The following is a 13228-nucleotide window of genomic DNA, read 5'->3' as shown; positions in this document are numbered from 1 at the left end:
ATTGTTAATGAATGACATTTTGGGGCATTACAGATAGAGCAGGTAATCCAAGGCCCTCTATTCAAAAGCTATTGACAATAGCGGCACTAAAGTCGAAACAGTGGATTAGATCCAAAGTAAAAAGTCACTTGATCAAACAAGATCACGCTTTGAGAAGCTATACAATCACTTCAAGTATGGATACGAACTCCTTATCTCACCGAAAAGCCCTGATAGTAGGAGCAACAGGACTTGTCGGAGATTTTTGCCTCCAAAATCTTCTTGATTCAGATATCTATTCAGAAGTCATAGCTCTTACCAGAAAGCCACTTCTTCGATCTCATCGAAAGCTTACGTCGGTCATAACAAATTTCAGGGATGTAGAGCATAATCTATCTAACATAAAGGCTGAAGATGTCTTTTGCTGCCTTGGATCTACAATAAAGAAAGCCGGTTCTAAACTAGCATTTAAACAAGTAGATTGTGATCTGGTAATATCAATTGCAAAATTGATGAGACGGCAGGACTCTGAACAATTTATAGTCATCTCTTCACTGGGGGCCAATCCCAACTCAAAGGTCTTTTACAATCGCATAAAAGGAGAGATGGAGCAGACTTTAGAACAGTTGGGTTATCCCTGCCTACGTATCATCCGACCATCATTACTCCTAGGATCCAGAGAAGAATTCCGCCTGGGTGAGAAAATGGGGGAATTTCTCGCTCTTATATTAATACCGTTTTTACAAGGCTCATTGAAAAAATATAAGCCCATTCATGCGAAATCTGTAGCACAATTTATGGTGAAAATGGCTTATGAAAAGCCTCTTTCAGGCGTTTATCACTATGAGTCAGATGAAATTCAGGATCATGCTTTATCATAACTCAAGGCTGGAATGCTAAACCGGTTTCTAGAATTTCACAATCAGTTGGAGATCAATGGATAAGTGAGGATAATTCTCCAGTATTCAAAGTACCAAGCGTTGTTGTACCCGAAGGTATCAATTACCTGCTTAACATCGCACATGGTGATTTTGGCAAAATAGAAAGTGGTAACCCAATTCCCATGGATTTCGATTCACGACTTATCAAATAACCTGCCACTAACAAACTACTTACTGATATCGAGATAATTTTTCTTCGATATTTCGTTACGAATTCCAGATGGTATTTGAGGCGATGATACTGCTTAAAAATGACCATCTTACCCTAACAGGTCGCACGTTGACCTGCTCAGCATGCAAACAAGACCATGACTGAGAATCCGTTTGCCGCGAAGAATATCAAGCCATTTGCTTAGGGAAAATTAGCTAAAAAGGCAGGTTCTGCCTTCAACGATAAGTTTTCCTCTACAGTTATACCGCTCAGCATCGTTGCTGTGGCGAAAGGTGCCGGATTACCAGCACAGGTCGTTGGAAGCTCCGTCTTGAACAGCATTGCAGTTTAGGAAGAGTAGCTCACAAGCTTAACAATATTGACATTAAGCCATATGTCGAAAAAGCTGCTCGTGCAATGCTGGGACATTCCACATATGCAGACTTTTGTCTTAATAATTACTTTGCCTGCAACTCCTGTATGTTTGAAGTGGGTATCGACTGGGCTATGTCGCTGCTCAGTATTCTCAAGCGTTTCCACACTTCTTCTTTCTAAGTGATCGACATTCCTGGCCTTCCTGTTCTTGCCCTAATATGCAACCATCTATGATTACGATTTAACATAGGGTGTTGCATCGACCAATTGAATCTACAACGGCTTTTTTTAAGATATCTCGTTCCATCCCAGCATCTTTGAGCTTCTTTTCGGGATCTTTAATTTTCTTTTCCTGCTCAGTCAAAGTTTCCTTACCGTGGCCTGGAAAAGCAAGTCCATCTTTCAGGCGCAATTCAAGACGCCATTTATAGAGAAGATCTTTAGAGATGCCGAGGTTGGCTGCGACCTCCTTGACTGTTCGGACAGGATCTTCTGTCAGGCGAACAGCATTTCTCTTGAAAGCAGAATCGTATTTTCGTCGTTGAACGCTCATGGTTTCCTCCTGCCAATTTTCTTAATATTGGCTTAACAGAGTGTCCACCTTTTTATAGCAGGATCAAGTAGAACTGAAATTAAACTCATGTGACTTGAAAAAGCCACAATGATCATTCACTTGATTTGATTTCCAAATCGAGATATTCTATTTGTACCAACTGGAAAATTGTTATCTTTTTACCTTTTTACTAATTGATCTTTATATACATTCTCAATTACCATGAAAACCATCTCATTCGTCTCCCAAAAAGGCGGCGTTGGCAAAAGCACCCTGGCCCTCGCAACTGCTTATGAGGCATCCCAAAGTGGTCTATCTGTAAAGGTCGCCGACATGGACACTCAACAGGGTACCCTCTCGGATCTTCATAGGCAGCGTCTTAATAATGGCATTGCCTCTATTGGTTCTGTGGAAATCTTTGCAACGATCTACGACCTCAGAAAATCCATCACAAACAGCAATTATGATTTTCTGATTATTGATGGTACTCCCAGGGCCAGTAAAGGGACACTAGCTGCGGGGAAAATTTCAGACCTCATTGTCTTGCCATGCTGTTCAAGCAGGGCTGATCTCGTCCCTACTATCAAGCTTGGACATGAATTGGTAAAAAACCAGATACCTCGCGGTAACATTTTCTTTGCTTTGTCCAGGGTGAATACAGCATCTGAAATCGACGATGCACGGGAGTTTATCACAGAATCCGGTTTTAAGGTACTTGAGGGCTGTGTCTACGAAAAGCCTGGTTACAGACAAGCCCAAAACGATGGATATTCATTAACAGAAACAAAGTGGAAAAGCCTCAACGAAAAGGCAAACGTTGTTCTTGAAAGCATCTTAACAAATCTATTAAGTGAGTAGTACAATGGCAGATTTCAGCAAGTTAAAACAAACCAAGAAAAGCCGCTTCGGAGAGGCTCCATCGCCTGAGGATAATGACAACAACCTCGATGCGCCTGAAACAGCACCTGCACGTAAACCACGAAACAAAACAGGTCGTACAGTGCAATTTGCCACCAAAGTCACCGCTGAATTCGATGAAGAGTTCAGGCGTATTGCCTTCTTTGGAAAAATGAAAAAGGTCGAACTCCTTGAAAAAGCGTTAGAAGCATACAAAAGAGAAAACAATGCTTAATAGATATTTTTATATCTTTTTATCCTTTTACCCTTTTACCCTTTTATCCTTTTTACCTTTTTACCTTTTTACCTTTTAATACTAAGTCAGACGAGAGAGGAGATACAAATTCCCCTTCATCAACCATGGTAAAATTCAGGGAAAAAGATAAAAGATGGAGTGCCACAGATACTCATATTATGTGTGCATCATCCACCACCGAAATAGAAAAGCGTTCTATGAGCTATTCGCCGGGAAGGACCTTTTGGAATTTATACTGATCAGGAGATGGGAAAGAATTGGCACCAAAGGACAACCTGGTAAAAAGCAGCGTTTTCTTGAAGAGTCAGGAATGCTGAAGGAGTATGAGCGATTCCGGCAGGAACGGATAAAACGTGGATACTTACAGGTGAACCAAACTTTTCACAATATCATGAACCTAGAAGCTAACGCCTCAAATTCTCACACATAGCAAAGACTACACTTTTCAACCAAATACTATTGAGAGTTAGCTGTAGCACATTGTCAGTTCTATTTTGGAGTGTCCCAATAGTTGCTGGATCGTAACTACATCAGCACCCGCGTTGAGTAACTGGGTTGCCATAGTATGGCAACCCAGTTACTCAATAGCGGCGTTGATATTGTTGCCATTCAGGAGCTGCTTGGTCAATCAGATATTGAATTGACCATGCAGTACAGCAGGTTGTCTCATCTGAAAACCCAGCATGATTATTAACGGGTGATGGAAAATCTGGAGGTCGATGGTGACGATACGCTGGCAGCAGCGATCCCGCCCATCAGGAACTAGTCGCTGATGGGCCTCTGACCAAAGAAAAAACTTGACTTGAGGGTAAGGCGAAAAAATCGATACCTAACATGCTAATATAAATAGAATAAGCAGAACATGTCACGTACAGTTCCTGTATCTAAAAAACACCGATTTTCGCGAAACCTAGCAACACGAAAGCAGAGGGAGGTTTGAGCATATTGGGTAGAGAGTTGCTATATTTCAGATCATTTTAAGGGCTTCTTTGTCCTACCTTGACAGGAACATCATAAGCAGGACGCACTGGGGAAAGCCTTTTGCTGCCAATGTCAATCTTAATCATGGTTCTGTCCAGAAAACCGAGACCACCTCTTTGAAGTTGCATGGTCACATCAACTGGCATTGTACTTATCCCCCAAAAACCTCTTAGGCGCGGAGCGATTCTGTGCGATTTCGGCCATTCTCTTTGGCCTTATACAGAGCTCTATCTGCCAAGGCGATAAAATCATTGAGGGAGATGGACTGGTAATCAGTTAGGGTACAGACACCCAGGCTGATCGTCACTATGGGGGCTACCAACGAAGCCTCATGTGGGATTGCGAGCAGCTCGATTTTGGTGCGGATACGTTCAGCAATTTCTAAAGTATCCTTGTGCGAGCTGTTGCTAAGAACGGCCACAAACTCCTCACCGCCATAACGGGCGACAAAGTCGGTTGCCCTTTGCAGTGTAGCAGAAAGTTCCTGGGCAACTTTTTTCAGACATGTATCACCCATCGGATGACCATACGTATCATTGAATCGCTTGAAGTAGTCAATGTCCAAAATAATAATTGAGAGGGTTAATTTGTTGCGGGCAGCCATCTCGAATTCATGCTTGAGATATTCATCAAGTTTCCGGCGGTTGGCGATACCGGTCAAGCCATCCTGGTTGGAAAGCGCTTCTAACTGTCGGGTTCTCTCTTCAACCTTCTTTTCTAGGTTGATATTTACAGTCTCAAGTTCGGTGAGATATTGTCTTACTTGCTTCAGCATTTTGCAAAATATTTCAGTCAGGCTGCCAATCTCATCACCACGTTCAGTGTCCAGCTCGACATCACCATCATAATCTCCGTCGATCACATTTTTGGTTGCTTGGATCAAACCGTTTATTGGTTGAAGGAGAATCTTGCTGTACCAGAGGGACATACAAACGGCAAAGATGAGGATGCAGAGGGCGATGAATGCTAACCGGTTTCTCATGGATTCGATAGGTTCTATCAATTCGTCTATGTATACGCCACTGCAAAGGTACCAATCCAGCGGTTCGAAATATCTATAGATAACGATTTTTACTCGCGGGACAGCTTCTCCAGGGTTCCTCCAGGGATAAACGATGGTCCCGTTCTTCGTTTTTATTATATTTTGAATGAAATGATTCCCTTGCGAGTCGATTGATTCGAAAATGCTTGTTCCTTCAAGTTTCGGATGGACTATGAGTTTTCCTTGCGAATTCATTATGTACATATAACCGGTTTGCCCAAGGACAATAGCCAGAATCTTACTCTTGAAATCATTGATGTTTATGAGAGAGGTGAATTCCGATTTGTAAGAGGAAACGGAGATAATCGCATCCCATTTTTCAAAATAGGTCATATAGAGGGCCTTCTCCCGAGGTTGAATATCAGTCGGGTTTTTCCACAAGTACTCCATGTATCCTTTTTTTCGTGATATCTGTTCGTTAATGAAGGCATATTTGGATAGATTCGAGCCTTTCAGAAGCGGATGAACCTTGAGAATTCCATTTGAATCGATGACATAAGTGTATCCGGTTTCCCCGATGGTCTGATTTAAGAAGAGTTTTTCAATTTCTGCTCTAGCCGCATCTGCAGTCAGATCTCCCGATTTTACATGGGAGTAGAACATCTCCATCACTTTTTGGTTCTGTTCGGCAATCGCCCGCAGGTGATTTCTGATTGATGCGTTGACCGCAGAGTCGATTAAGTTGTACGTTGCATCGGTCAAGGTCTGGATGTTGGTCATTACCAAGTCGGTGTTCAGTTTTTTAGTGATTCTGTAGCTGATAACACCGACAAGACCTATGCAGAGCACGCATAAGGAGATGAGTAGGAGAAGAATCTGTGTGGAAAAACCGATGCGTCGTTTCATAACTCCACGGGTTCACCGCAAAATGTGCTATTGATTTGGCAATCCATTATTATCATGAGACTATCGTAATAGTACCCGGCTGGCAAGGTGTTTGACGAAGCTGAATCGCTTGTTTGATATATTTGTAAACTGATTTGGCGGCCACCCTTTTCTCACTCAAGGACAATCCAAATTTATTTCATGCCTCAAAAATTGATTCGAATGACATGCTCAGACATAATCGGATCTGAATGATTACTAAGACGATCGTTGATCAGCGTACACGTTTCACGATTACCAGCACGCAATATTGAACAGATAAAACCCAACTTGATGTACGCCGTACGCCGAATAGCATCGGATGAACCAAATAAATCCAGATCTATAAGGTTTTCTGAGGATATTTCAGGGATGTTCAGAACTGACAAATATAGTAATAATTAAGCAATTACAATGCACTTAGGTTACACAGGGTAATTAGGGACATTTCAGGTGATCGTTCTCATAACCCGAAGGTCGGGGGTTCAAATCCCTCCCCCGCTACCAAAACATATCAAGGGGGGGAGCTATTCCGGGGCTGTTTGGAGCTGCAGGCCTGCCAAGAGAATTCCATCCGAGCCAACTAGAAATACGTCTTTTATTGGTTTTCGATTGATGTTGCCGTTACCAGGCGAGGAGTAACCTCGCCTATCAAAGTGCGCCTGTCCATATAATGCTTCTGCTTCTAAGCAACTGATCGTTTCATCTCGTGAAGGGTTGCCATCACAGCTGATCTGTCAACATTATCAACAACAAGAGCATTTCCGGATCGTCCTGGAAGAACAAAACGGATATTGGTACCCAGCCGTTTTTTATCACTCTCCATTGCTTTAACCAGCAGAATCGGGTCAAGCCCAGGGATACGTATGGGCAAACCTATTGTTGCAAGTATAGCCTCAATTCGAGTCTGCACGTCGGGCTGACAATGACCAAGACGGTATGAGAGATTGGCTGCTGCAACCATCCCCATCGATACAGCCTCACCGTGATTTATACTGTACCCGCTTACCTGTTCAATTGCGTGTGCAAAAGTGTGCCCCAGGTTCAGTGAGAATCTGCGTCCACTCTCGAAAGGGTCTTCCTGGACTATCTCAATTTTCACCTGAATGGCTTGAGCGACCAATGCCTGTACCTCAAAAAGAGAGGTAAAGAGGGTTCCCGATTCATGATGCCAGTTGCCATGCTCTACTTTGGCAAGAAGGCCGGAATCTGCAATAAGTCCGTGCTTTACGATTTCTGCCATTCCGGCTGTAAACGCTTCAGGAGGTAAAGTCTGAAGTGTTGCTACATCGGCAATTACCATTGAGGGTTGTTTGTACACCCCTATCAGGTTCTTCCCTTGAGGCAGATCAATGCTTGCTTTTCCGCCTATACTGGTATCAGCCATTGCCAGCAAGCTAGTCGGGCATTGAATAAAATTAACCCCTCTCATATATGTTGCCGCCACATAGCCAGCTACATCGCCGACAATACTCCCCCCAAGCGCCACAATTGTGCCGGAACGATCAAAGCCGATATCAATGAGCTTGTCATATATCGATTGTACAGTGGCAAGATTTTTGTGGTGGTTTCCAACTGGGAAGGAGATTATATGATCAATATCAATACAGCTCGGCCCATACAACTCTTTCACTGCTGTATCTGTGATAACCACGATCTGACCCGTTACGCCTGTAAGCTGACGGATAAAGGGTAAGATGCCACTACCTACAACATATTCATATGGTGCGGCAGGATGATCAATTGAGAATCGCTTGGGATCATCATGGAAAATGTCAAGCAGGTCAGCAGTGACCTCTTCAGGTGTTTTGTCATTTGTAATAATTTTCTGGAAACGATGATACCCTTTTTGCCGCTCTTTCAGGAGTTCTACAATCCGTTCGTCCGGATTGGGACCTTCCAGCAAAGGGCGTATGTGCTCATCGTCATTTTCGATCCGGGAAAGAATTTCCTGAGGAGTGGCGATCAAGCAAAAAACTCTCCCTTCCCTGCTCAGTGCCTCAACATTTGCCGGGTCTAACATGAGACGACCACCTGTCGAAATCACCAGTCTTTCTCTTTTGCCCAACTCCTTGGCAACTTCAGACTCCATTTTCCTGAAAACGGTTTCTCCGTATTTCAAAAAAATATCGGGAATAGCCATTCCTTCCCGTACCTGAATCAGATCATCCGTATCGACGAATTCGCGATTCAGCTGAGCCGCCAGCAGTTTTCCGACCGTTGTCTTGCCAGTACCCATAAAACCGGTCAGAACAATGTTTCTATTATCCTTATCCTGCATCATGTTCTCATCTATAATTATTGCTTATATTTTGAATGGTTGAGGTGATGATTATACTGTATATGGCAATAAGGCGCAGAAATATCTTTTACACTTCTTGGTACATATCTATTTTCTGCCCTACTTGACCTGTAAGATCTACAGAGAGTTGTTTTTCTTTTTGATATGAAAGATTCTTTACAGCTGCTTTCACCTGTGGCAGCAACTCATTATTAGTAAATAACCTCAATCGCCCCCAGGCACTCCACACTGACATGCGCAGTAAAATCTCGGTGTTTTTGTCCCATTCAGGCTTTTGATCTTTCTTGCACATCCACTCAAACGCAGGTTTGTCTGATATATATAGGTATCAGTAACCATACATCCAAAGAGAGAATGTCGGATTAGCGTTCCGGCAATATCCTCTTATTCCCGCCCGCAGACCCTTCAATTTGTGATGGATCTTGATCAGGAGTGCTCCTTTCCGTTTTCCATGATGATATCCACTGCAACCCTGAGCCCCAGTAGATAACTCCTTACACCAAAACCAGATATCTGGCCTTTTGCAATATTGGAAAAAATTGAAAAATGGCGAAATTCTTCACGTGAATGTACTTGTGACATGTGTACCTCAATTACCGGAACCTTAAGAATAGCCATTGCATCCATAAGCCCATAACTGTAATGGGTCCATGCCCCCGCGTTGATAACAACAGCGTCAACCTCTTCCTCATGGATCTGGTGGACTTTTTCAACCATTTCACCCTCATGGTTGGTCTGATAGCATTCTATGGATACACCAAGCTCTGCCGCAAGCTTTTCAAGTTCTTCATCGATTTCTTTTAGTGTGGTACTCCCATATTGAGCGGGGTCTCTTCTCCCAAACATATTGAGATTTATACCATGTAATACCATGATTTTTTTCATATATTTACCCATCTTCCGTAATTAGAAAAGATATGTGACTTTGAAAAACGACACTGGTACAAATAACCTCTACCTTCTTGTAAGAAATACCATTATGAGCCCCCTGGCATCAACACAGTCTTCATTACCAACACCTTAAAAAGGTATTGAAAATGCCTCATCAAGCATCTTACTCCCGCAGATACCGCGCCCAGCCTGGCGAAAATTTCTGGATTTTTAAATACCCCCAAGCCGAAAGTTCTCACGAGAAAACTATCGAAACATATCACATTAAAGTTCAAAATATCAAACAACTATAGCAGTCAAGCTAACCTGCATGAGCAAATAGGCTGCAAGCAGTTTTCATGGTTAATGGATCAGACGATGCATTGCTGGAAGACGAAACATTATGTGACGGTCTTCAGATAGAGCAAACAATTGTGAACCAAACCAAAATTAAGCGATCCGCAGTGCAATTGGTTGATGCAGTAGTAAGGGCACCCGGGATACTTGGTTGTTTCAGTAAAGGTGAAACGGGAATGATTGTAACAGGTTAACTGCCAGAGAAATAATCTTCATCTTACACATCTTCTTCAAGATGTTTTTTGCGCTGCACCAACCTGACGATTGTCAGCCCGATAATCAAACATCCGAGATACGGCGTATGGTCAACAAAATCGTGTAGTACGGTAGGTTCAGGAAACAAATATTCCATGAGTACGGGAGCACCAAAACATACCGCAGCAACAAGGCCTCCATAGACAAGTTCCTTAATTACGCCAGCATCAATATTTTTCATAGCCATCTTCATCTCTCCTGTAAAATGTGAAACTCAGCCACAGAAACAAGGTACCAGAAACAACCCTGTCAAACCAGTGTCAAACCGGTAGCTTTGTATAACGCCCCACACTCAAAATAGTATCCCCTGGCGTGCTCCCCCCTCAACCTGGCAAGATTATTGCTATGTTTACCAGTAATGACGTTCACCAGACGGGAATACAGCTCATACATAATTTTGATCCTTCCAACAGATCGGCACTCCCCTTTTAAGGACACAACATTTTTTTCAGGGATACTGGTGACAAAGGGAATATGCCGCCTACTGATTGAGATCAAATTCATTAGTGATGACGATCTTCCCAGGAAAAAAGTAAGTGGGAAATTTTGGTAATCAAATGGCCCGGTGAGAAAATTTTTCACTCTTTTCATATGAACGCTGAACTGGAAAATTCTTAAATCCATAAACAAGCAACAGTCTTGATAACTACTACGTACCATAAGGAGTAAAAATGACACCGAAAGACCACGAAGTATATGTAAAAAACCTTGTAATATTGAACCTCAGCATATTAGGACTCACGTCCTTTACTGCTATTTGTGTTGCTATCATGATCTACTATTCAGGTGTTTAACCTGGATTTCTCATTGGACCAGGGCACCTGTGGTGAACATTGCGTATGATTCGATGAAACACAAATATGCTCAATGCAATGTAGTATACGAAGTAAAGCCCAATCGACACAATGTTCACGAGAAATTCAGGGTAAAGCGTTATGGAGTTGCCAGGACCTATCCCCTTTACCATCGTGACACATACAAAAGAGCGGTTATGCCGAATGACATAACCGCTCTATAGTCATAGCCTTTTTTCCGAAAAACAGCTACTTTAGGAGACCAAGAACCGTTTCAGCAGATTGTTTCGCATGAGACTGCATAGCAATGCCGGCCTGTTCCAGAATTCTGCTGCGCAAGAGATTTGAAACCTCTGCAGCATAGTCTGCATCGGCCACTCTTGAACGTGAAGCTGAGACGTTTTCCGAGATGTTGGAAAGGTTGGCTATAGTCGATTCAAAACGATTCTGGGTTGCTCCCAGTTCGCCCCTTCTGGCTGAGATAGTAGCAAGAGCGTCATCTATTGCAGCCAGGGCATTCTGGGCTCCATCTACAGACCTTATGTTCAACTCTTCCACGCCGAGATCCTGTGGTGAAGATCCTTCCAGTGCGACCTCGATTGTTTCTCCCTCATTGGCCCCGACCTGGAAAGAGGCGCCGCCACTTAAATCTCCATTCAGGACCTGTTTGCCATTAAAGGTTGTATTCTCAGAAATCCGGCCAAGCTCAGTTTGAAGCTGACTAAACTCCTTATTCATTGAGGCACGATCACTCGAATTGTAAATACCATTGCTGGCCTGAAGTGACAATTCCCGCATCCGCTGCAGGATGTCTGACGATTCTGATAAGGCCCCATCAGCCACCTGGGTCAAAGAAATCCCGTCATTGGCGTTTCGTATGGCCTGGTTCAAGCCCCTGATCTGCACATTCATCCTGTCGGATATGGCGAGTCCTGCGGCATCGTCTTTGGCACTGTTGATTTTCAGACCTGTGCTTAGCCTGTTCATAGCCTTTTTGACACCGCTTTGGGCACGATTCAGGTACGTTGAACTAGCTCCGCCACTATTTACTGTGTCCACCATATTCTTTCCTCCACCCTTAATGTGCTTGGCATCCAATCGAAATACAGATCAGGATACATACATTTCCGACTTAAAACCAAACAACTCATTGTTTCTACACGCTCTCTTAATTTTATCCACTTTAACAGGTAAGACAAACAGAAAACAACAACGAGTTATAGAGTTATGTTTAAGGAGCACTCCACCAAACCGATATTCCCCGGATTTCAGGACTCTATTTTTTTTATTCATTTTGTAGAAAATGAATAGGAATGAGCCTGCCAAAGCTCGGACCGGACTACCATCCTGCAACAGACAACCACAATTTCACCATTGACAAAGCACGCCTGCCCTTTTATTGATAGGGCAACGCTAGGGGTGCATCTCTGCTGAGAGGAAGAATTTCCAACCCTTAGAACCTGATCCGGATAATTCCGGCGAAGGGAAGCGGGATTTTCCTTAAAGCGCGACTCAGTCGGACTTTACTCATCCAGCCGCTTTCCTGATCAGGGAAAGCGGCTTTTTTTATGCCATCACGCTACTGTTGCCACCAGGCAGATCATTCACAAAAGGGGCCATAATACCATGCAGATACAGATCAACGGCAAGGCAGAAAATGTAGATGCACACAACCTTGCCGAGCTTATCATTGAGCTTGGCGTATCTCCTCAATCACTGGTGATTGAATGCAACAAGAAAATTATCCGACAGGATCAATGGGCAGCCACCACGCTGGCAGAAGACGACCGGCTGGAACTGCTTAATTTTGTCGGCGGAGGCTGAAAATGAAAGACAACGGATTACAACTTGGCAACAAGACCTTCTCTAATCGGCTATTGACCGGAACCGGTAAATTTTCGGCCAACAGCCAGATCCCGGAAATGCTCCAAGCCAGTGGGTCCCAGATGATTACTGTGGCTCTTCGCCGGATCGATATACAATCAAAAACAGAGAACATTCTTGATTATATCCCGGAAGAGGTAACCCTCTTACCCAACACTTCCGGGGCCAGGACTGCTGAGCAGGCTATCCGCATCGCCCGGATTGCCCGGGAAGCAGGATGCGGCGATTTTATCAAGATCGAGGTCATTACCGATGCCAAGTACCTGATGCCCGACAATTACGAGACACTTGCCGCTACCGAGACGCTTGCGGCAGAAGGGTTTACTGTTCTGCCCTATGTATTACCGGATCTCCCCCTTGCCAAACGGCTGGAATCCGCCGGTGCTGCAGCCGTCATGCCTTTAGGGGCGCCCATCGGCACCAACCGTGGCCTGGAAACAAAACCGCTTATCGCCATGCTCATTGAAAACTGCACGGTACCGGTGATTGTTGACGCGGGTATTGGCCTGCCGTCACATGCAGCGGCCGCCATGGAGATGGGTGCCGACGCCGTTCTGGTGAACACGGCCATCGCCACCGCCGGTGATCCGGTAGCTATGGGTCAGGCCTTTGATCTCGCTGTCCGGGCGGGCAGAGCAGCATTTCTTGCAGAGGCAGATATCCGCAGCAAACATGCCAGGGCCTCATCACCTCTTACCGGATTTCTTAATTAAGCACTCCTCATTAA

The 13228-nt window shown here is 44.0% G+C and carries 18 protein-coding genes and 1 riboswitch; of the genes, 9 read left to right on the top strand and 9 right to left on the bottom strand.

Going from position 1 to position 13228, the window contains the following annotated elements:
- Window positions 1–11: 11 nt before the first annotated feature.
- Together GA520_RS03225 and GA520_RS27030 are read left to right on the top strand one after the other, a co-directional pair.
- Complete coding sequence (locus GA520_RS03225) at window positions 12–860, top strand: NAD(P)H-binding protein (RefSeq protein WP_163338118.1); 849 nt, start codon at window positions 12–14, stop codon at window positions 858–860.
- Window positions 854–1072, top strand: a complete 219-nt coding sequence (locus GA520_RS27030; protein ID WP_163338212.1) for an RES family NAD+ phosphorylase — start codon at window positions 854–856, stop codon at window positions 1070–1072. The genes GA520_RS03225 and GA520_RS27030 overlap by 7 nt, the downstream gene beginning before the upstream one ends.
- 615 nt (window positions 1073–1687) lie before the next feature.
- On the opposite strand, the gene GA520_RS03220 is transcribed toward GA520_RS27030, so the two are convergent.
- The gene (locus GA520_RS03220; protein WP_163338119.1) at window positions 1688–1999 is read right to left on the bottom strand and encodes a transposase; all 312 of its coding nucleotides are present in this window, start codon (window positions 1997–1999) and stop codon (window positions 1688–1690) included.
- 222 nt (window positions 2000–2221) lie between these two features.
- Between GA520_RS03220 and GA520_RS03215 the strand changes: the two genes are divergently transcribed.
- The 3 genes from GA520_RS03215 to GA520_RS27025 all read left to right on the top strand — a co-directional run bounded on the left by GA520_RS03215 (window position 2222) and on the right by GA520_RS27025 (window position 3582).
- Window positions 2222–2857: a ParA family protein gene (locus GA520_RS03215; protein WP_163338120.1), complete on the top strand. Its 636-nt coding sequence runs from the start codon at window positions 2222–2224 to the stop codon at window positions 2855–2857.
- Window positions 2858–2861: 4 nt separating this feature from the next.
- A complete protein-coding gene (locus GA520_RS03210; RefSeq protein WP_163338121.1) occupies window positions 2862–3131 on the top strand; it encodes a hypothetical protein in 270 nt (89 codons plus the stop codon).
- A gap of 154 nt (window positions 3132–3285) precedes the next feature.
- On the top strand, window positions 3286–3582 hold the full coding sequence (locus GA520_RS27025; protein ID WP_163338122.1) for a WGR domain-containing protein: 297 nt from the start codon (window positions 3286–3288) through the stop codon (window positions 3580–3582).
- A gap of 36 nt (window positions 3583–3618) precedes the next feature.
- Here GA520_RS27025 and GA520_RS27020 read toward each other — a convergent pair whose 3' ends face one another.
- Window positions 3619–3714, bottom strand: coding sequence for a tyrosine-type recombinase/integrase (locus tag GA520_RS27020; protein WP_163338123.1), 96 nt, complete (start codon window positions 3712–3714; stop codon window positions 3619–3621).
- 3 nt (window positions 3715–3717) lie between these two features.
- On the opposite strand from GA520_RS27020, the gene GA520_RS03205 reads away from it, so the two are divergent.
- Window positions 3718–3846, top strand: coding sequence for a tyrosine-type recombinase/integrase (locus GA520_RS03205; RefSeq protein WP_163338124.1), 129 nt, complete (start codon window positions 3718–3720; stop codon window positions 3844–3846).
- 456 nt (window positions 3847–4302) lie between these two features.
- On the opposite strand, the gene GA520_RS03200 is transcribed toward GA520_RS03205, so the two are convergent.
- From GA520_RS03200 to aroQ, 4 genes are all read right to left on the bottom strand, one after another.
- On the bottom strand, window positions 4303–6021 hold the full coding sequence (locus GA520_RS03200; RefSeq protein ID WP_163338125.1) for a diguanylate cyclase: 1719 nt from the start codon (window positions 6019–6021) through the stop codon (window positions 4303–4305).
- 703 nt (window positions 6022–6724) lie between these two features.
- Entirely contained in the window at window positions 6725–8323 is a 1599-nt protein-coding gene (aroB, locus tag GA520_RS03195) for a 3-dehydroquinate synthase (protein ID WP_163338126.1), read from the bottom strand.
- An 85-nt stretch (window positions 8324–8408) separates the two neighbouring features.
- Window positions 8409–8633: a hypothetical protein gene (locus GA520_RS03190; protein WP_163338127.1), complete on the bottom strand. Its 225-nt coding sequence runs from the start codon at window positions 8631–8633 to the stop codon at window positions 8409–8411.
- Between the two features lie 134 nt (window positions 8634–8767).
- Window positions 8768–9226 (bottom strand): type II 3-dehydroquinate dehydratase, encoded by a 459-nt coding sequence (gene aroQ / locus GA520_RS03185; RefSeq protein WP_163338128.1) that lies wholly within the window; start codon window positions 9224–9226, stop codon window positions 8768–8770.
- A gap of 344 nt (window positions 9227–9570) precedes the next feature.
- Here aroQ and GA520_RS03180 point away from each other — a divergent pair, with 344 nt between their 5' ends.
- The gene (locus tag GA520_RS03180) at window positions 9571–9762 is read left to right on the top strand and encodes a hypothetical protein (protein ID WP_163338129.1); all 192 of its coding nucleotides are present in this window, start codon (window positions 9571–9573) and stop codon (window positions 9760–9762) included.
- A 23-nt stretch (window positions 9763–9785) separates the two neighbouring features.
- Here GA520_RS03180 and GA520_RS03175 read toward each other — a convergent pair whose 3' ends face one another.
- The 3 genes from GA520_RS03175 to GA520_RS03165 all read right to left on the bottom strand — a co-directional run bounded on the left by GA520_RS03175 (window position 9786) and on the right by GA520_RS03165 (window position 11679).
- On the bottom strand, window positions 9786–10010 hold the full coding sequence (locus GA520_RS03175; RefSeq protein ID WP_163338130.1) for a hypothetical protein: 225 nt from the start codon (window positions 10008–10010) through the stop codon (window positions 9786–9788).
- 62 nt (window positions 10011–10072) lie between these two features.
- Window positions 10073–10216, bottom strand: coding sequence for a hypothetical protein (locus tag GA520_RS03170; protein ID WP_163338131.1), 144 nt, complete (start codon window positions 10214–10216; stop codon window positions 10073–10075).
- Between the two features lie 650 nt (window positions 10217–10866).
- Window positions 10867–11679, bottom strand: a complete 813-nt coding sequence (locus tag GA520_RS03165) for a flagellin (protein ID WP_163338132.1) — start codon at window positions 11677–11679, stop codon at window positions 10867–10869.
- 343 nt (window positions 11680–12022) lie between these two features.
- Window positions 12023–12121: riboswitch (TPP riboswitch) on the top strand.
- A 122-nt stretch (window positions 12122–12243) separates the two neighbouring features.
- Between GA520_RS03165 and thiS the strand changes: the two genes are divergently transcribed.
- Both thiS and GA520_RS03155 read left to right on the top strand, forming a co-directional pair.
- On the top strand, window positions 12244–12441 hold the full coding sequence (gene thiS, locus GA520_RS03160) for a sulfur carrier protein ThiS (RefSeq protein ID WP_163338133.1): 198 nt from the start codon (window positions 12244–12246) through the stop codon (window positions 12439–12441).
- 2 nt (window positions 12442–12443) lie between these two features.
- Window positions 12444–13214, top strand: coding sequence for a thiazole synthase (locus GA520_RS03155; protein ID WP_163338134.1), 771 nt, complete (start codon window positions 12444–12446; stop codon window positions 13212–13214).
- Window positions 13215–13228 lie beyond the last annotated feature (14 nt).

It is taken from the genome of Desulfopila sp. IMCC35008 (genome assembly GCF_010646885.2).
In the GTDB taxonomy this organism is placed as follows: domain Bacteria; phylum Desulfobacterota; class Desulfobulbia; order Desulfobulbales; family Desulfocapsaceae; genus Desulfopila.
Note: the sequence above shows the minus strand (reverse complement) of the source record. Positions and strands in the feature narration are given on the sequence as shown.